This is a genomic window from Bartonella sp. AA89HNZF (assembly GCF_042196905.1).
GTDB lineage: Bacteria > Pseudomonadota > Alphaproteobacteria > Rhizobiales > Rhizobiaceae > Bartonella.
Window position 1 is genome coordinate 53,068 of the sequence record NZ_JBHIRD010000003.1, and the last position, 26,797, is coordinate 79,864.

General features: G+C 38.5%; 19 protein-coding genes and 1 pseudogene. 14 read left to right on the forward strand and 6 right to left on the reverse strand.

The window, feature by feature from the left end:
* Window positions 1–10 precede the first annotated feature (10 nt).
* From atpD to ACFIN0_RS02340, 4 genes are all read left to right on the forward strand, one after another.
* Window positions 11–1,636, forward strand: a complete 1,626-nt coding sequence (atpD, locus tag ACFIN0_RS02325) for a F0F1 ATP synthase subunit beta (protein ID WP_375701827.1) — start codon at window positions 11–13, stop codon at window positions 1,634–1,636.
* Window positions 1,637–1,745: 109 nt separating this feature from the next.
* Entirely contained in the window at window positions 1,746–2,162 is a 417-nt protein-coding gene (atpC, locus tag ACFIN0_RS02330; RefSeq protein WP_375606580.1) for an ATP synthase F1 subunit epsilon, read from the forward strand.
* Window positions 2,163–2,186: 24 nt separating this feature from the next.
* Entirely contained in the window at window positions 2,187–3,815 is a 1,629-nt protein-coding gene (locus tag ACFIN0_RS02335) for an MFS transporter (protein ID WP_375606579.1), read from the forward strand.
* A 30-nt stretch (window positions 3,816–3,845) separates the two neighbouring features.
* The gene (locus tag ACFIN0_RS02340) at window positions 3,846–4,853 is read left to right on the forward strand and encodes an HlyD family secretion protein (protein WP_375701828.1); all 1,008 of its coding nucleotides are present in this window, start codon (window positions 3,846–3,848) and stop codon (window positions 4,851–4,853) included.
* A 701-nt stretch (window positions 4,854–5,554) separates the two neighbouring features.
* On the opposite strand, the gene ACFIN0_RS02345 is transcribed toward ACFIN0_RS02340, so the two are convergent.
* Window positions 5,555–5,839 carry a hypothetical protein gene (locus ACFIN0_RS02345; RefSeq protein WP_375701829.1) on the reverse strand — a complete coding sequence of 95 codons (285 nt, stop codon included), beginning with the start codon at window positions 5,837–5,839 and terminating at the stop codon, window positions 5,555–5,557.
* An 850-nt stretch (window positions 5,840–6,689) separates the two neighbouring features.
* Between ACFIN0_RS02345 and ispG the strand changes: the two genes are divergently transcribed.
* The 3 genes from ispG to ACFIN0_RS02360 all read left to right on the forward strand — a co-directional run bounded on the left by ispG (window position 6,690) and on the right by ACFIN0_RS02360 (window position 10,958).
* A complete protein-coding gene (ispG, locus tag ACFIN0_RS02350; RefSeq protein WP_375701830.1) occupies window positions 6,690–7,931 on the forward strand; it encodes a flavodoxin-dependent (E)-4-hydroxy-3-methylbut-2-enyl-diphosphate synthase in 1,242 nt (413 codons plus the stop codon).
* A gap of 500 nt (window positions 7,932–8,431) precedes the next feature.
* On the forward strand, window positions 8,432–9,583 hold the full coding sequence (locus ACFIN0_RS02355) for an MFS transporter (protein ID WP_375701831.1): 1,152 nt from the start codon (window positions 8,432–8,434) through the stop codon (window positions 9,581–9,583).
* A gap of 775 nt (window positions 9,584–10,358) precedes the next feature.
* Entirely contained in the window at window positions 10,359–10,958 is a 600-nt protein-coding gene (locus ACFIN0_RS02360; protein WP_375701832.1) for a hypothetical protein, read from the forward strand.
* 1,714 nt (window positions 10,959–12,672) lie between these two features.
* Here the strand turns inward: ACFIN0_RS02360 and ACFIN0_RS02365 are convergent.
* The gene (locus tag ACFIN0_RS02365; RefSeq protein ID WP_375701833.1) at window positions 12,673–13,575 is read right to left on the reverse strand and encodes a polyprenyl synthetase family protein; all 903 of its coding nucleotides are present in this window, start codon (window positions 13,573–13,575) and stop codon (window positions 12,673–12,675) included.
* A 424-nt stretch (window positions 13,576–13,999) separates the two neighbouring features.
* On the opposite strand from ACFIN0_RS02365, the gene rpmF reads away from it, so the two are divergent.
* From rpmF to ACFIN0_RS02380, 3 genes and pseudogenes are all read left to right on the forward strand, one after another.
* The gene (rpmF, locus tag ACFIN0_RS02370; RefSeq protein WP_005774555.1) at window positions 14,000–14,179 is read left to right on the forward strand and encodes a 50S ribosomal protein L32; all 180 of its coding nucleotides are present in this window, start codon (window positions 14,000–14,002) and stop codon (window positions 14,177–14,179) included.
* A 131-nt stretch (window positions 14,180–14,310) separates the two neighbouring features.
* Window positions 14,311–14,505: a hypothetical protein gene (locus ACFIN0_RS02375; protein WP_375701834.1), complete on the forward strand. Its 195-nt coding sequence runs from the start codon at window positions 14,311–14,313 to the stop codon at window positions 14,503–14,505.
* Between the two features lie 1,284 nt (window positions 14,506–15,789).
* Window positions 15,790–16,531, forward strand: a pseudogene (locus ACFIN0_RS02380) (tyrosine-type recombinase/integrase); the annotation flags it as partial.
* 906 nt (window positions 16,532–17,437) lie between these two features.
* On the opposite strand, the gene ACFIN0_RS02385 reads toward ACFIN0_RS02380, so the two are convergent.
* The 3 genes from ACFIN0_RS02385 to ACFIN0_RS02395 all read right to left on the reverse strand — a co-directional run bounded on the left by ACFIN0_RS02385 (window position 17,438) and on the right by ACFIN0_RS02395 (window position 20,275).
* Complete coding sequence (locus tag ACFIN0_RS02385) at window positions 17,438–18,022, reverse strand: CarD family transcriptional regulator (RefSeq protein ID WP_273790499.1); 585 nt, start codon at window positions 18,020–18,022, stop codon at window positions 17,438–17,440.
* A 303-nt stretch (window positions 18,023–18,325) separates the two neighbouring features.
* Window positions 18,326–18,667, reverse strand: coding sequence for a ferredoxin FdxA (gene fdxA, locus ACFIN0_RS02390; protein ID WP_015856977.1), 342 nt, complete (start codon window positions 18,665–18,667; stop codon window positions 18,326–18,328).
* Between the two features lie 21 nt (window positions 18,668–18,688).
* On the reverse strand, window positions 18,689–20,275 hold the full coding sequence (locus tag ACFIN0_RS02395; RefSeq protein WP_375701835.1) for a hypothetical protein: 1,587 nt from the start codon (window positions 20,273–20,275) through the stop codon (window positions 18,689–18,691).
* 577 nt (window positions 20,276–20,852) lie between these two features.
* On the opposite strand from ACFIN0_RS02395, the gene ACFIN0_RS02400 reads away from it, so the two are divergent.
* Entirely contained in the window at window positions 20,853–21,764 is a 912-nt protein-coding gene (locus ACFIN0_RS02400; protein WP_142415995.1) for an RNA polymerase factor sigma-32, read from the forward strand.
* 304 nt (window positions 21,765–22,068) lie between these two features.
* Here ACFIN0_RS02400 and ACFIN0_RS02405 read toward each other — a convergent pair whose 3' ends face one another.
* Window positions 22,069–23,631: a M48 family metalloprotease gene (locus ACFIN0_RS02405; protein WP_375701836.1), complete on the reverse strand. Its 1,563-nt coding sequence runs from the start codon at window positions 23,629–23,631 to the stop codon at window positions 22,069–22,071.
* A 146-nt stretch (window positions 23,632–23,777) separates the two neighbouring features.
* Here ACFIN0_RS02405 and ACFIN0_RS02410 point away from each other — a divergent pair, with 146 nt between their 5' ends.
* From ACFIN0_RS02410 to ACFIN0_RS02420, 3 genes are all read left to right on the forward strand, one after another.
* The gene (locus tag ACFIN0_RS02410) at window positions 23,778–24,413 is read left to right on the forward strand and encodes a thiamine diphosphokinase (RefSeq protein ID WP_375606569.1); all 636 of its coding nucleotides are present in this window, start codon (window positions 23,778–23,780) and stop codon (window positions 24,411–24,413) included.
* 100 nt (window positions 24,414–24,513) lie between these two features.
* Window positions 24,514–24,900, forward strand: coding sequence for a hypothetical protein (locus ACFIN0_RS02415; protein WP_375606568.1), 387 nt, complete (start codon window positions 24,514–24,516; stop codon window positions 24,898–24,900).
* On the forward strand, window positions 24,900–26,762 hold the full coding sequence (locus ACFIN0_RS02420; protein ID WP_375701884.1) for an ABC-F family ATP-binding cassette domain-containing protein: 1,863 nt from the start codon (window positions 24,900–24,902) through the stop codon (window positions 26,760–26,762). The genes ACFIN0_RS02415 and ACFIN0_RS02420 overlap by 1 nt, the downstream gene beginning before the upstream one ends.
* Window positions 26,763–26,797 lie beyond the last annotated feature (35 nt).

The window sequence follows — 26,797 nt, forward strand, 5'->3', positions numbered from 1 at the left end:
GTAAGGATTGATGGTAAAAGCAGTAACCTCAAGCAAAGGAACAGAAAAAGGTGAAAAAAAGAAACCAGTTGCTCGTTCCAGCGTGAAAAAAGCCGCTTCGAAATCTCAAGCGGGTGTTAAGGCTTCGTCTGCATCTGCGCGTAGTGCAGCTAAAGATACGCCTGTAAAAAAAGATATATCCGCAAAAAAAGAAGAGCAGGAAAAAGGCGCTGTTGGTGTGATCAAGCAGGTTATTGGTGCTGTCGTTGATGTGCAATTTGAAGGCGCATTGCCAAATATTCTCAATGCTTTGGAAACAGAGAATTTAGGCAATCGTTTGGTGTTGGAAGTTGCTCAGCATTTGGGTGAAAATACTGTGCGTACGATTGCTATGGATACAACTGATGGTCTGATGCGGGGCCAAAAGGTTGTGGATACAGGAACGCAAATTAGCGTTCCTGTAGGAGAAGCAACATTGGGACGTATTATGAATGTGATTGGAGAGCCGGTGGATAATGTGGGACCAATTCCTGCAACTAAAACGCGTTCTATTCACCAAGAAGCGCCTGAATATGTTGAGCAATCAACGGTTTCAGAAATTCTCGTCACTGGTATTAAAGTCGTGGATTTGTTAGCTCCTTATTCTAAAGGGGGTAAAATTGGCTTGTTTGGTGGTGCTGGTGTTGGAAAAACCGTTCTCATTATGGAACTTATAAACAATATTGCAAAGGCACACGGTGGTTATTCTGTATTTGCTGGTGTGGGAGAACGTACGCGTGAAGGAAATGATCTTTATTATGAAATGATCGAAAGTCGCGTGAATGTGAATCCAAGAGAGAATAATGGTTCAACGGAAGGGTCAAAATGTGCGCTTGTTTACGGACAAATGAATGAACCCCCAGGAGCACGTGCGCGTGTGGCTCTTTCAGGATTGACAATTGCGGAAAGTTTCCGTGATGAAGGACAAGATGTTCTTTTCTTTGTGGATAATATTTTCCGTTTCACGCAAGCAGGAGCTGAGGTATCTGCTCTTTTAGGGCGTATTCCTTCTGCTGTGGGGTATCAGCCAACTTTGGCAACGGATATGGGGGCTTTGCAAGAACGTATTACCAGTACAAAAACAGGCTCTATTACCTCTGTTCAAGCAATTTATGTTCCTGCAGATGACTTGACAGATCCAGCACCGGCAACGTCTTTTGCCCATTTGGATGCAACGACAGTTCTTTCGCGCTCTATTGCTGAAAAGGGAATCTATCCAGCGGTTGATCCGCTTGACTCTTTCTCGCGTATGTTGGATCCATTGATTGTGGGGGAAGAGCATTATACGGTTGCTTGTCAAGTGCAAACTATTTTACAACGTTATAGGGCACTTCAGGATATTATTGCTATTCTTGGAATGGATGAACTTTCTGAAGACGACAAATTGCTGGTGGGACGGGCACGTAAAATTGAACGTTTCCTTTCGCAACCTTTCCATGTGGCGGAAGCCTTTACTGGTTCACCGGGAAAACTCGTCCCTTTAGAAGAGACAATCAAAGGTTTTAAAGGTCTTTGTGCTGGCGATTATGATGATTTGCCAGAAGCTGCTTTTTATATGGTTGGTTCGATTGATGAAGCACTTGAAAAAGGAAAGCGTCTTATGGCAGAGGCTTCTTAGTAGGAAATTTCTTATTAAGAAGAAAACTGTCATGAATATTTTGTCGTTAAAAAGGACGAGTCGTTGAAAAAAACGGAAAGTCCTTATATCGGGTATTGTGGAGACTTTTGTGGAAAACAATAGAGAAGAGCATTTTTTGTTTGAGCTTGTATCGCCTGAAAAAATTGTGTTTTCAGATCAGGTCGTGTCTGTTGTTCTTCCTTCAGCCTCAGGTTCTTTAACAGTTATGGCGCATCATGCGCCATTGGTGGCAAGTATTGTGTTGGGCAGTGTTCGTGTTCGCACTTCTTTAGGTGAGAAATTATTTGCTGTATGTGGAGGTGTTGCAAATATTACCTTTTCAGGCTGCTCTTTATTGGTAGAGCATGTTGTGGCTGTAGAGCATCTTTCTTTTGATGTATTAGAACAGCAGATTTTGCAAGTTCAAGCGACGTTAAAGGGGGGAGCAAGTGATGAGGATAAACATAAAATAGAGGCTTTTTTCCAGCAATTGTCAGCTGATGGTTCTTCGTTGATAGAGGCGTAGCAAGGGTAGACAGGAAAAGGTGACATGAGCGGGAAAAAGAGTACGGTTGTGTCTGCTAAAAGGAGCGGAAAACCTTTTCCTCGTCCTGGTCGTGTTTTTGCAGGGCCTTTGCCAAAGTGCTTTGTTTATATTTTGGCTTCTCTTATTTTGCAATGGGCTTATGGTTTAGGGGCTAATATTGTTCAGTCTAACATTGTCCATCTGACCGGTGATTTTCACGCAACTTTGACCGAGACAACATGGTTGGTAGCGGCCTATATGGCGCCAAATGTAAGTATAGCAATTATGTTGATCAAAATTCGCTATCAATTTGGGTTGCGCGCTTTTGCTGAATTATCAATCCTTGGCTTCGTTTTGGTTTGTGTTTTACAGCTCTTTGTTACGGATTTGCGTTCTGCATTGATTATTCGCTTTTTTGCTGGGATTGCTGCTGCACCTTTGGCTTCGCTTGCTCTGCTTTATATGATGGAGGCTTTTGCTCCAGCAAAGAAGTTTACTATTGGTCTTAGCTTGAATTATATGAATGCTGCTTTAGCGGCACCTTTATCACGTTTGATTTCTCCTGATTTGCTGGAACATGGTGGTTTTTCCAGTCTTTCCGCGCTGGAAATGGGATTGGTTCTCATCAGCTTGGTTTGTATCTATACTTTGCCCCTAACGCCTGTTGTTCGCAGTAAGGTGATTCAAAAGTTAGATTGGATAAGCTATGGTTTGATTGCTCTTGGTCTTGGATTAAATGCCGTGATTATGTCTGTTGGCATATTGTATTGGTGGTATGAAGCACCATGGATTGGTTGGGGGCTCGCACTTGCCATTTTCTCATTGGCTATTGCTATTATTATTGAGCTTAATAGAGAAAAACCGTTGATTGATCTCCGGTGGATTTTCAGTAAGGAAATGGTCCAATCTGTTTTTATTTTATTTATCTTTCATGTTTTCTTGTTAGAGCGGTCAAATTTGCCCGTAGGCTTTTTTAATCTTTTTGGTTTGCTTAATCGTGAAATGGCGCCCATGTATCTTGCTGTGGTACTAGGTATTTTGTTAGGGGGAGCTGTTTGCGTCTTTTTTTTACGAGCGGGGCGTGAGGATTATTTTTATTTGTTATCTTTGGGTTGTTTGGCGCTGGGAGCTTATTTAGATAGTCGTGTAAACCATTTAACGCGTCCGCAAGATATGATGTTGAGCCAAGGATTGGTGAGTTTTAGTTATGCACTGTTTTTGCCGCCTGCTCTTTTCAAAGGGTTTGTGCTCGCTGGTGAGAGAGGTCCGCGTTATGTTTTAAGCTTTATTGCTGTTTTTTTGTTAACGCAAGTGACAGGGGGATTGATGGGGTCTGCTTTTTTTGGCAGCCTACAGTTTTATTTTGCCCATAAGAACTTTGAGTCTTTAACACAAAATATTGTTGTTACTGATCCACTTATTTCTGGTGAGATGAATACTTTGTTTTCGCCTTCTTATGGTGTCTCTGTTCCCAATGGCTTGGGGAGTGAGCAGGGTACTTCTATGTTGATAGAAAAATTTAAGTTAACAGCAAATATTTTTGCTTATGATGACGTTTTTAGGCTTTATTTTTATATTTCAATGATTGCATTCGTTATTTTTCTTGTCACAATGATTGTTAAGTCATGCTCTTTGCGAGCATTAGAAAAGTAGAGTAATGTCATAGAAAGAGGGGTGCAAAAAATGATAAAAGCATTACGATCAAAAGCTACAATTATTGCATTCCTATCAGGTATTACGGGTGTTTTACTGATTTTATGGGCTTGGAGACTTCCTCCTTTTGTGAGTCACATCCAAATAACGGATAATGCTTCCATTAAGGGCAATGTTACGCTGGTTAGTTCACAGATCTCTGGGGTGATCGCGCGGATTTATGTGCAAGATTATCAACGCGTTGAAAAGGGAATGCTGCTCTTTGAGCTCGATGATTCTCTTTTTCGTCAGCAGCTTGCACGGGCACAGGCTATTCTCGATTCAAAAAATGCAAAACTAGCAAGTATTGAATTGCAAGCACAGCTTTTGCAGGGCGAAATTAATGCTGCAGAAGTCGAATTGGCGCGTTCACGAGCATTCTCCAATATTGTCCCTGAAAGTAAAAAGTTAGGTTTTGGTGATACGGCAAGTTCTGTTTCTCGTCCTCTTTCACAACTTTTGACGGCATTGGAAACAAAACGACAATTGCAAAAACAATTAAATCTTGAACGGCAAAGTTTACAGTCAGAAATTGCGGGAGCAAAGGTGAGTGTTGAGTTAGCAAAACTTAATCTCGATCACACAAAGATTTTATCTCCTCGAACAGGCTATATTGGATTAGTTGGAGCGCGGGTAGGGCAATATGTTATGCCGGGGACACAATTGGTCTCTGTTATTTCTGATGATATTTGGATTATTGCTAATTATAAGGAAACGCAACTTTCTCAGATGCGTGTGGGACAACCGGTTGTTTTTTCTGTTGATGCATTGAACAACAAAAAGTTAACAGGGCGTGTGGTTCGTTTTGCACCTGCTACAGGCTCAGAGTTTTCATTGTTAAAAACAGATACAACTATTGGTAATTTTATTAAAATTGCGCAACGTATTTCAGTACGGATTGCTTTAGATCCTGGGCAGGAAGGAATTGAAAAGCTCATCCCTGGGATGTCCGTGGTTACGTATGTAGATACTTCGCAACGGGTCGATTCTGGAGGATAAAATTTTGGGTTTTTTCAGTTTAATTTTTATGCCACTTTTTTATAGCAAGTGGGTATTCACGTTGGAAGATTTCGTTTGGTTTTTTATGATACATCTTTTAAAGCTCTTAAAGTTCTTATTTGTTATGCTGTAAAATAATGCTTTTTAGAACATTAAAGCGCATGCATCTTTACTCACTTCCATTTCTTTTGAACTAACTCGGTAGGGGGATGGAGTATTGGAAGCTTTGCCTGTGGTTTTGCACAACACTGTCCTTTGAGGTGAGGTGATACGAACCACATGGGTGGACAGCGGAAGAGTCTGCGAGATAAAAAGTTGGATTATCCTGTTATGCCGTAAAACAGCGTTGTTTAGAGCGGTGATATAAGGCATGACAAGCTTTACATATTAAGTGTTTTTTAGATATCTTGATCAGTATTCAGGGCAGGGCTTGTCTATCGCGCCTATAAAGTGAACCGCGTAAATGGTCAGCAGGTGAAGCCTGCCGAGAGATGCTGGACTGTTGACAGTCCGGTGACTGGTAGGAATCTCCATTCTTTGAGGTGTGGGGAGGAAATCAAAGACGGATGAGGCGGATGAAAAACTTATCCTTTTGGGAGAGGGCGTAAAGTTAGGAGGAAGACGTAAAGTTTATATTTTGTAAACCATAAAAATGCCCGTTTTGAGTCGGGCATTAAAAGGGGAGGTTGTTGCTTGTGTTATTAATTTTTACGGATCAGCAAGAAGCTTACTAAAACGACTCCTGCTGCTAATGCGAGGGTTTTTTTAGGATTTTCTTTCGCTTTTTTCTTTAATTCTGTAGCATGTTCGTTGAGGTGATAAAGTGCGTGACGGCCTTTTTGTTTCCATGTGTTAAACAGCTCAGAAATGTTTTCAAAGCTATCATTTTGAGAACTCCAATAATTTACGGGAACCAGCTCTCTTTTTAATTGTGCTATACGTTTTTTAATTTTAGCATTTTTTCTATGGGGTGGAAATAGACACATTTATTGACTCCTTCATATGTTAAATTGTTGCATGATCGTTGGAACTGTGTTTGGGGTTTTGCTATAACGGCTTGAAAATTGAAAGGTTGCATTGATCATGCCGCGCGTGGGTGAGATGATAGTTAAGAGTTTGGGTTTAATGAGGCATTTTTTAATGTACTCGAGTTCATTTCGTGATGGTGTTTGTTAAGGATGTAAGGTAAAAATTTTTACAAAATGGTGTAAGGTTCATTCATAAAGATGGTGGGCGATGTCTTCATTTTTTTGTTTGTTTAAAGTGTTGGGATAACTTTTGGCACTTGAAATAGTTTATAAGAAATTTTTATCTATCTATTCTCTTGTGGCTGTAGGGAGTGGCATTGATTGATTCAATTAAGAAGATTTAAAATGAGGAAATCTTACGATATTTGGGTTTGCCATTTAAATTTGTAAAAATAGATTATTACAAATCAATATGTTGGATTAATTTGGCGATGTCTTTCATGCATTTTTAAAAATTGCGCTTTGTTAGGCGTTATCTGTTGTGTTGTAAAACACTGTTTTGTGATGACATTGATGTAAGGTATCGGCATGCAACTTAAAAATACAGTATTGTCTCTGTTTTGTTTCAGTTTCTTTTTGAAGCAACCAAGTGTAGAAGTATAAACTTGAACAGAAGTAGTAGAACTTATCCGGTGCGTCTATAGAATGAATCCACCTATGAATTGTATTGCATCAGTGTTAGTAGGTAGAACCTTTTGAGAGCAATCTGTTAAGATTGGTGGGTGGTATAATTTTCGTCCTTTGAGGCGCGGAGGAAGTCGATATAAACGATGATTGATAGCGCAGGTTTTAAAAATTTGAGGACTTGATGAGTACGACCTATCCTTTATCTAAACCACTTGAGCGTCGTCGGTCTGTTGGTGTTGCTGTTGGTGATGTGATCGTTGGGGGGAAGAGCCCGATTGTTGTCCAGTCAATGACCAATACAGATACAGCGGATGTTGATGCAACTGTTGCGCAGGTTTCTGCTCTTTGGCAAGCTGGGTCTCAATTGGTTCGGATTACTGTTGATCGCGATGAAGCAGCAGCTGCTGTCCCAAAAATACGGGAGCGATTGGAGAGGTTAGGTTTTTTTATCCCATTGGTGGGGGATTTTCATTATATTGGTCATAAGCTTTTATCAGAGCATCCTGCGTGTGCTGAGGCGCTTGCAAAATATCGCATCAATCCTGGAAATGTTGGCTTTGGTGCAAAAAAAGATCGCCAATTTGCGGAAATTATAGAGATTGCTTGTCGGTATCATAAACCTATTCGCATTGGTGTGAATTGGGGTTCTCTTGATAATGCGTTGTTAACACGGCTTATGGATGAAAATGCACAGCAAGAAAAACCCTTATCTGTGGCTGAAGTGATGCGGGAAACTGTTGTTCAGTCGGCTTTGCTTTCGGCTGCTTTAGCAGAAGAGTTAGGATTGGGACGTGATAAAATTATTCTTTCTGCTAAAGTGAGTGATGTCCAAGATCTTATTGCTGTCTATATTGCCTTGGCAGAGCGTTGTGATTATGCACTCCATTTGGGTTTGACAGAAGCAGGGATGGGAACAAAAGGGGTTGTGGCTTCTTCGGTGGCTTTGGGCATTTTATTACAGCAAGGGATTGGCGATACGATACGAATTTCATTAACTCCTGAACCTGGTGGTGATCGAACACGAGAAGTCAAAGTTGCACAAGAACTTTTGCAAGTAATGGGGTTTCGACAATTTTTGCCTGTTGTTGCTGCTTGTCCTGGATGTGGTCGCACGACCTCGACAGTATTTCAGCAATTGGCACAAAAAATTGAAGCGGATTTACACAAAAATATGCCCGTTTGGCGTGAAAAATATCCTGGGGTTGAAAGTTTGAAGGTGGCTGTGATGGGATGTATCGTCAATGGACCGGGGGAGTCAAAACATGCGGATATTGGAATCTCTTTGCCTGGAGTGGGGGAAAGTCCAGCGGCACCTGTTTTTATTGAGGGACAAAAGGTAAAAACTTTGCGGGGTGATCACATTGCTGAAGAATTTGAAGCGCTTTTGAGTGATTATATTCATACACGCTTTGGGCAAGGTTGAGGTAAAAATCGCATAAGGTTGAAGTAAAAAGGGTGTGTCGTTTTTTTAAACAAGCTGTCTTCAATTTGAAGAGGGTGCTGTTGTGTGCTGCTTTAGCTATGGTCAATACTGTTGTTGGTTGCTTATTATTTTAGGTAAAACCAGATGATATGCCTGTTTTAGAATGAGAAGCTTATGAAGGATATTAATGAGCTTGAGTGTGTTAAGACTATTAAGAAAAATGATATGAATACTTTAATAGATCCGTAAATGTTGTTGCTGGTTTTTGGGCTGCTTTTGAGACAGTGAAATATTTAGCGGATTTTGACAAATGTCAAATTATAGAAAGAACATTGTTTATTGATTTTTTAGGCATTTTCCCAGAATTTTTCGGGGTATCAAATTGATAGGATTGGAGATCCTTATAGCGGTTATTGCCCTATTTGTCGTGAAATATAAGCTTTTTATATTGATATAAAATGATGTATATGGTGCCTTTTTGGGTGTTATTGGGGGAATGCATGACCAGTATATTAGCATTTGGATTTTTATTTAACGGTATAAGAATTTTAACAGGTGCCTTTATTGTCTTTTATATGCTTGAAAAAGGGCTAACTCTTATTGATATCGGGATCATTAAGTCGTTTCAGGCTTTTATTATGATGGTTACAGATATTCCTCTGGGATATTTTGCCGATAGAAAAAGTTATAAAATATCGATTGTTTTGGCAGCGGCTTTTGCTGCTACATGGCTATGTCTCATGGGATTTTCTACAAGCTTTTACGGTTTTCTTTTAGCAGAATCTTTTAATGCCTTATCGCTGACATTGATTGCGGGGGCTTATAATGCTTTACTTGTTCAATATGCAAAAGCAAAAGTGACATCGACTAAAAAAGTGCTGGGAGCGAGCTCTCAATATAATTACATCGGCATGTTTATATTCAGTTTAATCGGTGCATATTTTGCTGATTATTCAAGCCAATATATATGGTATATCGCGGCGTTTTTAATGTTGATGACAACACTATTTGGTTTGTTTTTTCTTGATGACTTGAAGGGGGAGAAAAAACCAAATAAAGTGAATTCTCTCATTTGTGAAGCTAAGGAAATGTTGTCTATTTTTATTAAAGTTCCTTATATTTCTTTATGCTTTTATTTTTCATTGATTTTTTTCAATATATTCTCGCAGTATTGGCAGTGGATATTTAAAGATCATCATATTAATGTCACTTATTTTGATCTTGGTGTGACATTTTCATTGATATTGCTCTCTCAGCTCTTGGCTAGTTTTCTCTTTACAAAACTAAGTGAAAGAGTGAATTTTATTTTACTGTTGTTTCTTTCGGCTTTACTGATTTTTACCATTGCTTTTTTTGAACCGAAAAAAGAAATTGCTATCATTTTAGTCTGTATGATTTTTTATCTCATTAAGTATACATATCTTCGTGTAGAAGTTGTTTTGCATGATAGTATTAGTGATCATTTCAGGGCTACATATGAATCTTTCTTGTCAACCGTTGGAAGATTGAGCCTCTTGGTATTTTTTTACATGAGTGCGTATATGGTCGATATGTTTGGCTTTTTCTCGCTCGTTTATATTTTTGCTGTTTATTTATTGATTTACTTGTTGGCAGTGTTTTTTTTAGAAGGAAATCTCAAAAAAGCTCTGTGAGAATATTTACTTATCATTATCACGCATGTCTCATCGGGCATTATAGTGGATCAAGGCTTTGATTTATAAGTCTTATCATTGTTTTCATGTTGAATGAGAAAGCTGAATATTGTCCGTTCTTCTTATTGCAAATCTATGTATATTAATCAAAATCATGTTTCTTGTACATTATAAGTGGGCGTAGTGTAAAAATCATAAAAAAGAAGTAAAAAGGCTTCTCATGAATATTCTTGAACGCTAAGAGTTGTTGGCAAGATGAGAAGCTGATAGAGAACATGATTGTACCGGATTATATACTTATTAAGGAATGGTGATAGTGCACAACAATTTTCCTGTTTTCGCTTATATTTTTCGGAAATGTCTTGCTACGCAGTGTTTAATAAGCGGGAGGACAATTCTAGCCTGTCCTAATCGGATTTCCTCATGATCGATTTTATTGTTGGTATAGTTAGCGGATTTTACCATTGCTTTTTTTAAAATACACATCATCTTATTGAAATGTTTTCTTACATCTTTCATTCTTATTTAGGGTATTTTCTCTTTGGTTGCAGAGTGAACTCTGCATGTTCTGACGTTAGAAAATACTTTCAGATAGTAAAGAAAACCTATTTGTACGGATTTTGAATGATCCCTTCTTCTTGGAGAAATCATAAAACTAAAAACAGCAATATCGTTAAGTATAATTTGATATAAACAAAAATAAATAAACACATATTGATATATTTAATAGAAATCTGTTAAGTTCTACAAATTATAGTCATTAAAAGGTAAAGCGATGAAATCGTTATCTATAACGCCTATTATAACATTTATAACTCTTTTTTCTGTATTTGTATTGTTAGGATGTACGCGTGTAGATAGTCTAGAGCAGTACAATAAACTTTACGAAGAATATATCAGTGAAAAATACGAGACTTTTGAACATTTTCAAAAGCAAGAACAAGCAAGAAACTTCATCTATAGTCGTGGCTATCAGAATATAGCGCCAAAATTTGATATTATATGGCATCGTCACATACTTATTGTTTTATGTGGACGCTTTGTTAATTTATTGCGTGGTGATTATAATGAGGAGATGTCATGGGCAATGTTACCCAATGTCATAAGCAGTTTGCGTTATGACTATAACTGGAAAGAAAGCGATTTTATTTGGGCCTATAATATGTCTATGAATTCTACTGACCCCATGATTGATTACGCGAAAAAATTTCTTAATTCTTCAAGCGGAAATGGCATCAGTTCTACAATACAAATTATTGATCTCGTGTCTAGTATGAACGCTGGTCATAGTGAAAATACTAGAAAAATAGCACGTTTTTGCAGAGGGCTCCACACGATATATAACATGATGCAACCAAGAGGAATTTACAAATGACATTTAACGAGCAAAGTTCTCTCGAAGGATATTAAATGGCTATACTACTCTTGATAATCGTGGCATTTTCTTGGCCCTGTTGCATGTTTGTTTATTATGGCTTCAAAAGGTGGACATATTTTCCAGCTTTGGCAACAGGTATAGGTTCATTTACAATGATGCTTTTCATCTTAATAAGAAAACTGCACTTAAAGGAGCAAATTTGCACTTGGGTTGAAAAACGACTTATCACAAATTAGATTGCGCTTTTATATATAATAATAAGGACTTTTTTTATCTTTCTGTTGCAATGATCATTCTCTGTTTAATTTTATCAATTCTCTTTTTATGTGATGAATTGAATCAACGAGATAAAGAGCGTGATGAATTAAAGTTGTATAGTGACCATGATTATTATTAAATTGAAGTTATTACACACTTTTGTAAATAAAAATGTTTCTGCTTTTGAAGGAGCGTGCCGACACAATCATTCACTTTGCTAGCTCCTAATGTTGTGGACAGCCCATGGCTTTTAAGCCGGTTCATAAGAGGCATTTTTTAGTCCTTTCTTTGATGTTTTGCTCCACACGGCTTTTCCCGCTTGTGAGGTGCAAGCAAGTGATTTTGATTGATTCAATATACACAGATTTGAAATGAAAGAATCTTACGGTATTTAGGGTTCTTATTCAAGTTGAAAAACATGAATTATCATTATAAATCAAATGTTTTATATCTTTCTTGCTAAGAAAAGAGAGATCGGTAATAATATTTTTTTTTCGTGTTATTGAAATTGATGACTTTATTTATCCTGTTATGCCGTAACATACCGTCATTTGAAGGGTAGTGAAGGTATCCTGTTTGATACATTAAGTATTTTAAGAAGTGCATGGTGAATATTCTTAAGTCTTGTTTATCGCGTCTTTAGTTTAAGTGAATCGCATGCGTGGAAAACGAGAGAAACCTACTCGGTAGGACACTAGACTGTTTACAGAGTAGATTAGGTTAAAAGATTTTGTTCTTTGAGGGTGGCATAAAAATCAAAATAGCCATTATGTTCATTTTTTTCTGATATTTTAAATACGAGTTTCAAAAAAATGATGCTTAAACTAAACAATCAGCACTTTTGTAAAAGTGTTTTTAGAGAGCAACAATACACGAGTGAATTTACAGAATGTAACCATATTTGATCTTTTACAACAAGATAGCGTGGAAAGGCATAAAAATTACGACTCTTTACTGAGGGCATTGTACTTCTACGGTTGGCAATGAACAACAGATGATTTTGATAAGGCTACAAAGCCAATCGGCATTTTTATTGTCTTTTGCGGGTTTATAAAATGCTCTGTTTTATATTTATTCTGTTTATTTTTTACCTTATCGTTAGAAGATTAAAGATATAAAGGAGAAACGAGTTTCTTTCTTTACGGTTGTTTTTTTATTCGGCTTTAAAGCATCCATGGCGATATCTTTTAAAGCCTGAATATTACGCATTGCTTTACCGTTTTTGTTTCTTTCATTCTTTGATGAGTGGGGCGTTTTTCAAGCACAATAGGATGCCTAGAATGTATTTGTGTTATCAATTCACGCGCGCTTGTTTTAATGAAACACCTCTCAATATTTGGCACATCCATTTCATGATAGGAGCTATAATGCAGACCTACGATATTGAAGTCTCTTTGAAAAGTCTATTATGCATTCAACAAAGATGAAGGTGTAAAAGTAGGGCGGGTGAAGTTTAATTTTTGCGTGTTGCACTAAAGTGGGCGACTTGTTGGAGCGGTTTTGCTTTGGTGCCAAAAGGATGTAAAAGTGCTTCTGCTTTTGTAATCAGTTCATCGCGTTTTTTTTGTGTTTCTTTAATGCCATAAAGGCGAATAAAAGTGGCTTTTTGTGCCGTTTTATCTTTCCCAGCCGTTTTTCCTAGGGTTTGCGTGTTGGCGGTGACATCAAGAAGGTCATCAGTTAATTGAAAGGCTAAACCAAGATAGGTACCAAAATCAGTAAGCTTTTCGGTTAATTCTTTAGATGCATTGCCAATGATGGCGCCTGCTTGGCAAGCAAAGCTTATTAGGGCTGCTGTTTTCATGTGTTGTAGAGTGATGATGTCAGTACTTTCTTGCGGTCTTTTTTCAGCTTCAAGGTCTAGCATTTGTCCACCTAACATACCGCCAAGTCCTGCCGATTGTGCAAGGGACGTGATCAGCTTGATTCTAATATCTGTAGATAAAGTACTACCTTTATGAGCAATGATTTCAAAGGCAAATGTTAAGAGGGCATTGCCTGCTAGAATTGCTGTTGCTTCATCAAATGCTATATGGACGGTGGGTTTTCCACGCCGGAGTGTATCGTTATCCATAGCGGGAAGATCATCATGAATGAGCGAATAACAATGGACACATTCTAAGGCACATGCAACATCAAGAGAATGTTCTACAGGGACGTCAAAAAGTGTAGCACTTTGAATTACAAGAAAAGGACGCAAGCGTTTTCCACCGTTCAGCACACCATAGCGCATGGCTTTGATTAAGTTTTTAGGGCGTGAAATTTCACCATTTTGGATTTGATCACTTAACAGGGTATCAAGCCGTTTTTCAACGGTTTCTCTATGTTTTGCAAGAAGGGTGGTAAATTCGTGCATTCTTGCTTCCTTTGTTTTTACAAAAATGAAATTATGAAATTTAAAGAGAAAGGTTGTCGCTTTTTCTTGTTTTCATAAATTGGCGTCATTTTTTATTAAAAATCAACTTCTCTTTTTATCCGTATCTCTACTGTATGCGCTAATCCCTTTTGAAACCAAATAAAAATTAAATGAAGGTCTTATAAAAAAGCTTTCATTGGTGTATAAAATTCTCAAATTTTGCAGTGTTTTTGATATTCATTTGATTATTGTGACACCATTTTTGATAACAGGAAGGTCATTTTTGGTAAGAGGGGGATCATTTTGACATTGCCTCTTCTTTTTTATCAGTGTATAATATCCTCAAATTTTATGGTGTTTTAAATGAAGCATTGTCATTTTTGACATTGCTTTTTCTGTTTTAATGGATTTGGAGTGTCTTTTTATGGCTGTACCTAAACGAAAAACCTCTCCAGCGAAGAGGGGCATGCGCCGTTCGGCTGATGCTCTGAAGGCGCCGACTTATATCGAAGATAAAAATTCTGGTGAATTACGTCGTCCTCATCACATTGATTTGAAAACGGGAATGTATCGTGGACGTTCTGTTTTAGTGGTTAAAGACTGAGCGTTTTCTTTCTTTTCCAGAGGTCAACTTCTTTTATTTCATCGATCAATGCGCGCTTGGGGCGTGCATTTTCGCTTTAAGATGAATGTTGAGGTTCCCTTGCGTCGTCTTCTATCGATGTGGAACAGGGAATGTATCGTGGGCGTTCTGTTTTAGTGGTTAAAACTTTAGCGTTTTCTTTCTTTTCCATTGGTGAACTTCTTTTATTTCATCGATCAATGCACGCTTGGGGCATGCATTTTCGCTTTAAGATGAATGTTGAGGTTCCCTTGCATCGTCTTCTATCGATGTGGAACAGGGAATGTATCGTGGGCGTTCCGTTTTAGTAGTTAAAACTTTAGCGTTTTCTTTCTTTTCCATTGGTGAACTTCTTTTATTTCATTAGTGAATGCATTGGGTAAGATGCGTTTTTCACTTTTTCTTGAAAACATGTGTGGGATAAAGTTTTTCTGTAGAAAAATGATTCTATTGTGGGAGATGATTGTCTTGTTTTCTTGAGAGGCTATAAAGGATTGCTTGTATCAGTGTCTTTTATGATGACTTCGTTAAGAGCTTGGGTATTGATATAAGTTAGCTCAGTAATAGAATCATTTTGTATCACACTTAATCTTTATTGACCGTAGAGAGAATCCTATTAGACCGTTAAATATCGTCTTTAAGGCGGTTGATCCATGTAAGGCTTTAAGCATAAAGCATAACGGTGTTTTTTATGAGAATATTTAAGGCAATGGTTTGTCTATAGACTTATATTGTGACATGTGATTCTCCTTAAAAAATAGAGATCGACATTACATTGATTTATAGAGATCATTTGTTGTTTTGCGCCTTAAATGGAAGATCTATCGTAGGATTTTCTCATTTCAAATTTTTCCCTATGTTGAATCAATGACAATCACTTGCTTTTCGGTCACAAGTGGGGCTGGCATGTGGGTAAAAACTCTATAAAAAAGGAAAAAATGTCTATAATGAATATTTTCAAATGTAAGAATTGTTGTAACATTGGGGTTAGGTGTATGCTGATATCAGCGTGCTTTCTTATGAGCAGAAAAGAGAAAACCGTTACAAGACAAAAGCTATACAGATTCAATAATCTTTAGTGCTTTTTATGATAAAGGTATATGAGACTCTTCTATAAATATCACGCTGTCTTTTCATATTTTTGAACTAAGAATTTTCCATATATTTTTCGTATTTTTGTGAATATAAGGGATTTGTTGGGAACAGCTTGTAAAAATAAGTAAACTTAAAACCAAATATGTTATGTGTGGGGGTAGCAAAGTATTTTACAAAGCCGGTACGTTTTTCCAGTTCATAGCTGGTTTATGAATGATTTTATGGTGTTGCTTACCTAAGTTTATGATTTTTTGTTATCTGTTCATCACTAGACAACATATTGATTTATATATATAATTCAGTTTTTTCATATTGGATTAGACCCCCGAATAACGTAAGATTCACTCATTTCAAATCGCTCTATCTAAAATTAATCAAAACCGCTTGCTTGCACGTCACAAGTGGGATGAGTGTGTGGATAAAATTTGTATAAGAAAGAACTAAAAATGGTTCTTATGAAGAGTCTTAAAAGCCAAGGGCTGTCGTAACACCCACGAGCTGGAAAATATAATGATGGTACCGGCTTGCTTCTTCACAAACGTAAGAGATGGGGGTGGTCAATGGATTTACCGTTATACCTTTCACGGGGGCCGCGAAATGGGCTTGGGAGCGTTGCGAGATGTTTCTTTAAACAAGCCCGTGAATTGGCAATTGGGTGGGGTGCTGTTTTACGTGAGGGGCGTGACCCCATTAAAGAACGCGATAAACAAAAGTGTGAGGCAATGCGTAATCTCCATTATTTAAAAAACATTGCTCTAGATGCTTTTGAAAGCCGTAAAGCTGAATTAAAAAATGATGGTGAAGCTTGTAATTGGTTTTTACATTTACGCCTCCATATTCTCCCCAAATTAGGCTGTCTACCCGTTTCAGAGATTACGCAAACAGAGATACGCAATACCCTTGCCTCTATTTGGCATGCAAAAGCTGTAACAGCAGATAAAGCACTGAAGCGTCTTAATCGTTGTCTTAAGCATGCGGTTGCTTTGGGTTTGGATGTTGATTTACAAGCAAAAAAAGCACGCGCACTCTTAGGCAAACAACGTCATAAAACCACTCATAGACCAGCCATGGATTGGAGAGATGTTCTTTCCTTTTATAAGTTACTCTGTAAAACACAAAACATAACACAATTGGCTTTGCGTTTGCTTATCCTGACAGGCGTTCGTATTAATCCTTTGCGTCATATTCGTGAATCAGATTAAAGATGATATATGGACAATTCCTGCTGAGAATATCCAATCTTTGGCGGTTTGCTTGAAACAGAGATTGAGACTTTTAAGAGTTCTATGAATCATTCTAGATTTTTTTGTGTCCGATTGGAGTAAGAATATTGCGTATATCTCCTAATCTCTGAAATAAGAAACCTCATTTGGGAAAAGTATGAAATTGAAAGGGCAATGCTAACGTTCATTTTTATTGTTATTTTTTAAGTGAGCTTTACTGCTTTCAAAAGTATTTGGAATGCCTTTTACAGAATGGAGATGATGGTTTTAGTTCATGTTTTTTTTATCGCGTTCTTTAATGGGGGGAATGCTTCTCATGCAAAATAGAGCGCCCAAGACAAAATATGCTTATGTTGTACTGTCACGCTTTTTTTAAAGGAATATTTTTCAATATTTGTGGCATCCATTTTATGACGGCGTTTTTGAATGTTATAATGGTTTTGTAGAAGGGTAAATGGTAAAGTCTCGGGTGTAGTGTATAAACGGCACTATGCTCTTTACGCTTAAATAAAAAAGCAAGCCCCCGCCCTTACACATCTTGCCAGATTCCAATGTTGGTATATCCTTTGGTGCTTGAGACAGTATCTCACTCTTTTTATACAGTTTTTACCCACAGATCAGCTCCTCTTGTGATTGACAAGCAAGTGATTTGATTGCTTCAACATGAGAGCAATTTAAAATGAGAAATCTTACCATATTCAAGATTCTAATTTAATATGAATAATGCTAGATTATGATGATTAATCAGTTTGTTATCTATGAAGAAAGAAAATAAGGAGGAGGAATTTGTCGAAAAGTTAGATTGTTTATAGATTGGCGCTGGTTAAGAAACTTTGTCCTTAAGGGCAGAGAGGATGTTAAAAAATAAAACCAGCTTTTCGCTGGTTTTATCGAAATATCATCATTATGATGAAAGAGTGTATTATGCAGCGTAGACAGCTTTACTGTTTTCATCTGTTTCTTCTCTCTCAGTTTTAAACTCGCGTTCCGGCTTGTTGGAGAGATGCATCTCTATGAGATTGATAGCTTCTGTTTCAGAAAGACTATTGATAACCGCAATTTCACGGGCCATTCTTTCAAGAGCAGCTGTATAAAGTTGGCGCTCAGAGTAAGATTGTTCAGGCTGTAGATTAGAGCGGAAAAGATCACGGACCACTTCGGCGATACAAATAAGATCTCCTGAGTTGATTTTAGCATCATATTCTTGTGCACGACGTGACCACATGGTCCGTTTAACGCGTGCTTTTCCACGTAAAACTTTTAAGGCACGTTCGACAGAATCACTAGCAGATAATTTACGCATTCCAACGGAAAGGGCTTTTGCAATGGGGACTTTGACATCCATCTTATCTTTCGCGAAATGAATGACAAAAAGTTTTAATTTATGTCCTGCAACTTCTTGATCTTCAATCGCTATAATTTGTCCTACTCCATGCGTAGGGTAGACGATATATTCAGAGGTTGCAAATTCTTTGGTCTTGGAAGACGTTCCATGTTGGGATGCCATATTTTAGTTTACTCCCTTATGATCAACAAATGTATCGGAAAACAGGTTATAAACCTGAGGGTTGAGTTTTCTTTAACCAAGTATATTGTACCAATTAAGTGAGCATAAAAGCCGAGTACTTTTAAATCAAAAAAAAATACACCGCTTTACTATAACAAGCAAAGAAAAATACTTAGAAAGATGATCATGTTAAAATAACACTAACATCAAAATTTAAAAGAATCAATCATTTCGCTTAAGGATTTTTTATTTTTACAAGAGAAGTCTTTCAATCGTTGAAGGAGGAGAGTGTACACTTTATCATTACTCTTCGCCACTTCCTGGATTTTCTGAAAAATACTTTTCTAATTTATTTGGAACACCATCCATTTCTTTTGCTTGAGGAAGAGGATCTTTTTTGGTGGTTAGATTAGGCCATTTGTTTGCATAATGAAGATTGAGTTCTAACCACTTTTCTAATCCTGGTTCTGTATCAGGTAAAATCGCTTCTGCTGGGCACTCTGGCACGCAAACACCACAATCGATGCATTCATCGGGGTGAATAACAAGCATATTTTCCCCTTCATAAAAACAATCAACTGGGCAGACTTCAACGCAATCCGTATATTTGCAGTGAATGCAGTTGTCGGTTACTACGTGGGTCAAGATCAAACTCCATTTGTTACTTTAATTCTCTTTAGAGGAAAGTGTGTGCGTGTTTTTATGATTGGTGAGTTGATCGCGTAGTACAGCTAGTTTCGCAAAAGGTGAATCAGGATTAAGGCGCTTTTCTTTTTGAAAGGGCTTATGATTTGCATGTTTTCCTTGGGATTTGTGGAACTTATGAGAGCGTTTTGCTTGTGATGGTGCTTCTTGAGGGGAATTTTCATTTTTGTATTCCGCTTTTTTTACAGCGTTCTTCGATTTATTTTGCCACTTATTTCCTAATTTATCACGTTTTTTTTGTGCATGGTGGGGAAATTGATGCTTATAATGCCATAACAAAATAACTTTATCTTCTTCTGTAGAGCGAGGGGATTTGGCAAAATTCCCAACAGGTTCAGCTGCTGGTAAGCGATTGGTTTTATGGAGATGTTGTTCAATACTAGAGGATAAAGTGTTTGGGAATGAGGTATTTTTTTCTTCTCGTGTTGTTTCTAAATCGCTTATTGTTTGCCATTGACTTCCAACGCATTCTGCTGCAGGAACATCTTGCTTTGTCTCATTGACAGGGGAAGAGGCTTGGTGTGCAAAGAGATTTTGTTCAAAAACAGTATTGCTTATGCTGTACGATTGATAACCAAGTCCTTTGAGGATTTCTTCCATATCGTTTCCATTGGCCCCAAGAATGGACATCATGGCTGGTGTAACAAAAAAACTTTTGCCATCATAGGCTCCATCGGGTTTAGGATCACTTCCTTGTTTCCAATGAAGTGCGGGACGGATGAGATTGGCAAGACGTTCTAAAATATCAATCCGTACAGCACGTTGTCCTAAGATTCGGTAGCCGGCTAATTGATAAAATTGGCGGTTATAGGTAGGATCAACAATTAAAGAGGTTCGACCAGCAGATAATGCTGAAAAAACTTCACCCAAACCAGTTTGATCTTGTCCCGCATTTTGAAGATTCCACAGGAGAGTAATGGCTTGAACCGGAGCAGGTTTAAGCATTCCGGCAACATAGATATGAAAAGCGCCAAAACGCACGCCTAGACGCCGAAGAACGGCACGTGATTCTTGCGCAAGGTTTTTGACAATGTCTAAGACTTCGCGGCGTGGTAAAATCCCTAAAGAGTTAAAAAGTTGTGAAGCAAGACTGTTTGTTAAATCCGTTAAATTATCAGCATTGCGCAAATCAAACAGGGGTTTTAAAGTCGTTTCAAAATGAAAGGTGACAAAGCGTTCTAATCGTTTCACAACGTTATTGCGGGATTCTCCCGTGAGTTGTTCATCTGCTAAAACAATCAGTTTTGGTTTGAAAAAATCTTCTGTTGCTACAAGTTGTCCTACGGGTTGACCAATCCAGCGCACAATTCCATCAGAACTGAGGGTAAAATCTCCATTTGCACAAGCACAAAAACGTGTCGCGCGTTTGGAAAAAGCAAGAATCAAATTCTCATTCTCTATTTCTGTCGAAATTTGCTTCCCAGCTATTTGATCGGTACTGTTTTTGTTGGCATAAAAACGAAAACCTTCAAATTTACCCCTTCCGTGTTTTTCAATGAGAATATCATCTTGAAGAATCTCATTCTGTTGAACAATCTTGCTATCCATGATCATTTTCTTTCTCAGTGTGGCACTGGTCAAAAGCTTTTTGCGATAATTTCATAATGGTGCTCTTTCTTTAACACGTTTGTTGCGTTTGCTTCAATCACTCTTGTCATTTTTTGCTGTTTCTTTGCGCCTTTAAAACTTGAATGATTCTTTTTTCATTCAGTTTTCATTCAGTTTAGATGCTTTATATTTGCAAATTACACTTATTAGTTGTATTGTAAAGCTGAAAGCATAAATAAATTCTTCAATTTAAAAGGAAACGGAACCGGTTATCAAAAAACGGCATTTCTTTTGCATGATCACTTTATTTTTTTGCTGTTTTGTCATGAAAAGTGAAGAGAAAGTTTTTTCAAATATTTCATAGGCTAAAAGGCATATTGTAAAGGCATTTTGCAGGTGAAATTGTGTCTTATGACAAGAAGTTTTACCATGACAGTAAAAAAAACAATTGCGATTATAAAATTACACGTTAAAGTAGTGGTCACAGAAGTTAACAACTTTTGCGTTCTTTTTAAGCGAAGAACAATGATGTCGTTGCCAAATCAATTTTGATAAATTTTAATCGCAAGGGGTTATTATGGGTAATCTTTCAAATGCTGTTTATAAAAGCAGCAAAAATTATAGCGATGCAGACAAAAGCTTAGGACGTAATATGATGCGTTCTGCTATGCAAGCACCTTATCTTGAACGACAAAAAGAGCATGATTTGGCTCTGCGGTGGAAAGACAAACGCGATGATGATGCCATGCATCAAATTGCAGCGGCTCATATGCGTTTAGTGATTGCTATTGCTAATCGCTTTAAGCGTTTCAAAATGCCATTGGGGGATTTGGTACAAGAAGGGTATGTGGGACTATTGGAAGCAGCTGCACGTTTTGAACCTGATCGGGAAGTGCGTTTTTCAACGTATGCAACATGGTGGATACGTGCTTCTATCCAAGATTATATTTTGCGAAATTGGTCAATTGTTAGAGGGGGAACCAGTTCTTCGCAAAAAGCACTTTTCTTTAATCTTCGGCGTTTGAGAGCAAAACTGGTGCAGGATGATAGTGCTTTATCGAAACAGGATATTTTTCGCACAATCGCTGAAAAACTCGGCGTTTCTGTGCGTGATGTTGAAACCATGGATTTTCGTTTTTCCAGTTCTGATAATTCCTTGAGTGTTTCTGTTTCTGAGAACAGTGATAATCCCATTGCAAAGATGGATGTGTTGGTGGATGAGAGTCCTCTTCCTGATGCTTTAATTGAGCAAGTCATTGATGGTCAACGGCGTACACAATGGCTTTACGATGCGTTGCAAATTCTCAACGAACGGGAGTTGGAAATTATTCGCTTTCGTCGCTTAAATGAAGAGGGTGCGACTCTCGAAGTTTTGGGTGAAAAATTAGGAATCTCGAAAGAGCGCGTGCGTCAAATTGAAGCTAGGGCTTTGCAAAAATTGCGTTCCGCTCTCCTTACGATTCATTCAGAAGATGCTTACGATATATAAGCAGTGAAAGGCTTTTGGGGGGGAAAGAGAATATATTAAGTGGGGGCATATGAGAATATGATAAAGTCAGTTTTAGGGGGTGTTCATATTTGTTTAGGAATATGCCTCCTTGGGGGCGCTACTGATAAACAGAGGAAGATAGGGGGCACAGTTAGTTGGAGGAAATATATATCAAACGGAGGCCTATAAAGGCATGATGAAGTTGGATTTTAAAGTGTTCCTCTTTATTTTCGAATATGCTTTAAGGGGGAGGGCGTGATACAGACAGAAAAGAATCAAAACTGTAACGGATGAGAAGAAAGGCTTATTCTGTAATAATTTTCACTTTTGTACCTGCGGGTAAAGTTTGCGTTGGTGAGAGGGCGTTGAGGATGCGAAAGAGTTTTTCTTTATATGGTGTGTATTGCATTTTATCTGCAAGATTGGCAACGGTTTCTCCTTGTTTAACACGAACAACACGGATTTTTAAGGGCTGCAATTTTTTTAACTGTGAAGATGAAAGAGAATGAAAGCTTTGTAGCGTTTTTTGGGCAACCTCTGCAAAATTTCGAGAATTATATGGAGCGGCCGTCAAAAAACGAAAGATGTGGTTGTTGAATGGAATGACAACCACATCAAATTGCCATTGATCATTGGTAGCATGGGCCCGCGCTCCAAGTAAACTTTGGCTTTGAAAACCTTGACTTGTAAGTCCTTGAATTGTGATGGGGCGGATAGATGATTGGTCTAGACCGATAATCCAGCCGCTTTTCAAATAATCAATCGCAGATATTTCAGCAGGATGTGGGATAGCGTCAAAACGAATCGCAATTTTATCTGGTCCACTGGCCCAAACAGTGTGTGCTGAATGTTCTATTGTAAAATTGTTTGGAACAGAAAAAGCTATGCGCAATTGTGGGTGAATAAATTGGTTGCCTCGTACAAAACCTGTATAAAAGCCTCCTCCAAAAATTATGCCATCAATGCTTTTGAGAAAAGAATCATGATCGGATATTTTACTATTCCCTTTACTGATTTTACGCGCTTTTTCTATCGCAAGCCGAATGCGTTGAGGGGTAGTTGGGTGAGAAGCTAAAAAATCTAGAGAGGCATTTTGGGTGCCAGAGATATTACGCAAAGCACTATAGGCTTCCATTGTTTGAAGAAAGCGCGGTGAAGCAAAAGGATCATATCCTGACTGTTGGAGCATTTCGAGTGCAAGGGAGTCAGCTTCCAGCTCTTGATTGCGGGAAAATTGCGCGAGTTGTTGCTTGTTTTGCATAGGGTTATGAAGTTTTTTGCCAATAGAAGAAAGAAGACGTGAAGACATGTGATTTGTCATCTTTAATTGGGCTTCTTTTTGCAGGCGTAAAATGCCATGATTGGCTCTGATATGTGCTATCTCATGGGCTAAAATGGCTGCAACTTCTGAAGAATCATTGGCTAATGCCAGCATGCCACGGGTGATGTAGATCGAACCATTGGGGAGCGCAAAAGCGTTTACAGTTTCTGAGTTTAAAATTGTTACAGAATAGCTTTGATGAGAACTATGTGATGCAACTGCCAGTTTACGGACAATCTTTGCTAAAAGGTGTTCAAGTTTTGCATTATGATAAGCGCCATCATACATTTGTAAAATACGTGGGTGTTGCAGAGCGCTTAATGTGACATAGATATTGTGATTGTTGACACTTTTGATAGTTTTAGAAGAAATGGAAGAAAGCCTGTTATTTTGAGAAAGGGGTGTATGACAAGCCGAAAGGAGAAGTGTTAAACTTATGAAAGTTGCTTTATACAGGCATGAGTGAAAAAGAAAATTGCGGTGAAAAATGGGGTGCGTTGGACCATGGTGCACATTATTTCTGCGGAGTAATTTGGCAAATTGCATTTGTATCTTTGTATCGTATGTTTCTTTAAGAAAGGCATTAGGAGTAGGGATTCGTTTGGCTATATCACGCTTTTTGTTTATAAAAAATGACTCTCACTTATAAAAGATGCACTGTAAAGAAAATTTTGTGAAAGGCAAAGTATGGCATGACAACATTTACGATATTATTAAATGGGGATGTTCATATCACTGATCGTTTGCTTAATCAAATTCAAAACAGTCGGGTAATTGCTGCTGATGGTGGTATGCGTCATGCGGCAGCGCTTAATGTGATGCCTGAGTTGTGGTTAGGGGACTTTGATTCATCAGATGAGAATTTAATACGTCAATATAGTCATGTTCCGCGTGAAGTTTTTCCTTCTGATAAAGATATGACAGATAGTGCTCTGGCATGTGAAAGAGCGCTGCAAAATGGCGCTAAAAAGCTTATTTTATGCGGTGCTTTGGCAGGGAAGCGAAGTGATCATAGCCTTTCTCATATGACGCAAGCGTTGATGATGGCTGAAAGGGGTATTTCAGTGTTGTTGACAAGCGGTTTGGAAGAAGGTTGGCCGGTTTTGTCAAAACCTTGTTCGTATGATTTGCCTAAGGGATGTTTGTTTAGTATTATCGGTTTTTCTGATTTAAAAGGTTTAACGCTTAAGGGAGTAAAATGGCAAATTTGTGACAAAAATGTGTCATTTGGCTCTTCTTTAACACTTTCTAACCGTATTTGTGGAACCTTTTCTTGCCATTTAGGTTCTGGAAAAGCTATATTGTTAGCGTCTGTGCCTATTCCATAAAGCTCTTCCAATATATTTTGAATAAGGCAGAGGGGGGCCTAGTGATGAAGTGCCGACATAAACGATATATGTATTGATCTTGAGAAGGAAAGGTTTTGATATGTTAAAATCAATTTTTAAAGTGGCCGTTGTTTCGGCCATTGGTTTCAGTTCAGTCGCTTGTACTACAAACGATGAACGCGTTGCACGTTACGGCGTAGGAGGAGCAGCAATCGGTGCTTTGGCTGGAACTGCTATTGGTGGAAGTACGCCTGGAGCAGCACTTACCGGTGCAGCATTTGGGGCTTTGGCTGGAACAGTAACAGGTGCAGCTGCAAATCAAAGAAAACAACAAAGACAGGCATCACAATTGTGTACGTATCGTGGTCGTAGAGGGTATGTTTACCAAGCACCTTGTGGGCAGAGAGTTTCTGTTAGACAATTATGTGCTTACCGTGATGCAAGAGGGGTGATGTATAAAGCACCTTGTCCGCGCCGCGTTCGTTAATGGCGGTGCCGCTTCTGCGGCTTGACCGCATTTTCTTAAATTTTGGAACAACACCTTTGCTCAATCAAGCTTCTTTATCGGTTGAGCAGGGGGCGCGTATCGCGCTGGTCGGCCGTAATGGTTGTGGAAAATCGACCCTGTTAAAAATTGCCGCAGGAATATTAGAACCTCATGGTGGCGAAATTTTTCGCCACCCGCGAGTGACGCTCCGTTATGTCTCACAAAATCCGGATTGTTCAGGATTTGAAGATATTAATGCCTATATGGAAGCGGGGCTGGACGATACATCTGATGTCCAGTGGATCAATACGCTTCGCACAAATTTAGGGTTTTCGGGGACGGAAAAATTGGAAACGCTTTCGGGAGGCGAAAAGCGGCGTGTTTCGTTGTTACGGGCCATTGCTGCAAAACCCGATATTTTGTTCTTAGATGAACCAACCAATCATCTTGATTTACCAACTATTGAATGGCTGGAAGCTGTTTTGGCTTCTTTGCGTTCAGCGATTGTGGTGATTTCCCATGATCGGCGATTTTTAGAAAATGTTACGCGGTCAACGGTATGGCTTGATCGTGGCACAACCAAAAGACTGGAAAAGCGTTTTTCAGAATTTGAAAATTGGCGTGATAAAGCACTGGAAGAAGAAGCCATCGAACAGCATAAATTGGGGCGCCAAATTGCTCGTGAAGAGCAATGGTTGCGTTATGGCGTGAGCGCACGGCGTAAGCGTAACGTACGGCGCTTAGGCGAATTAAAAGACTTAAGACAGCGTCATCAAACCTATAAAGGGCAGCCAGGAAATGCACTTTTGACAGCAGCGAAAAGTCATGATTCTGGGCAATTGGTGCTTGAAGCAAAGAAAATTTCAAAATCCTATGGTGAGCGCATGATCGTGAAAGATTTCTCTTTGCGCATTCAGCGTGGTGATCGAATCGGTTTGGTAGGGCCCAATGGTATCGGAAAGACAACGCTCCTTTCTGCATTAATTGGGCAAGAAACCGTGGATAGCGGAACGGTGAGGCATGGCTATAACCTCTCTATGGCATTGCTTGATCAGCAGCGTATTTTAAATGAAGAAGAAACTTTAGCGCATTATTTAACGGGAGGAAGGGGAGATACTCTTGTGATCAACGGGCTGGAGCGGCATGTCGTTTCTTATATGAAAGACTTTTTATTTTCACCTGAACAAGCACGCACTCCCCTTAAAGAATTTTCTGGGGGAGAAAGAGCACGCCTCATGCTTGCACGACTTCTTTCTCGTCCTGCAAACTTTTTGATTCTTGATGAACCCACCAATGATTTGGATATGGAAACTTTGGATTTGTTGCAAGAATTTATTGCTGATTTTGCGGGAACTGTATTGTTGGTCAGCCATGACAGAGACTTTTTAGATCGTACTGTAACGCATATGTTGGCACCTCAAGGTGATGGTCATTGGGTTTTGTATGCGGGCGGCTATAGTGATATGATGGCGCAAAACCAGCATGCTCTTCGCTTACAACGCAAAAGAACAGAATTATCGCAACGTAAAGCACCTTCAAAATCTCATACGGGAGAGCTTTCAAAGCAGGACACATCAACAGATGATCGCTTGATAGGGCGAGAGAAAAAAACACGAGGTAAATTGTCTTATAAGCAGGTTTATGCATTAGAAAAATTGCCTGAAGAAATTGCTGTTTTGCAGGACGAAATCAAAAAAATTGAGCAAGAACTCTCTGATCCAGCCCTTTATCGCAGTGATAAAGAGCGTTTTGAGCGTTTATCAACAACGTTGGAAAAAAAGAAAAATACTTGCACACAAAAGCAAGAAGAATGGCTAGAACTTGAAATTTTACGCGAAGAAATGGAAGCGTGTTCACGGTAATATCTAAAATTTTAAAAGATTTGTATTGCATCATC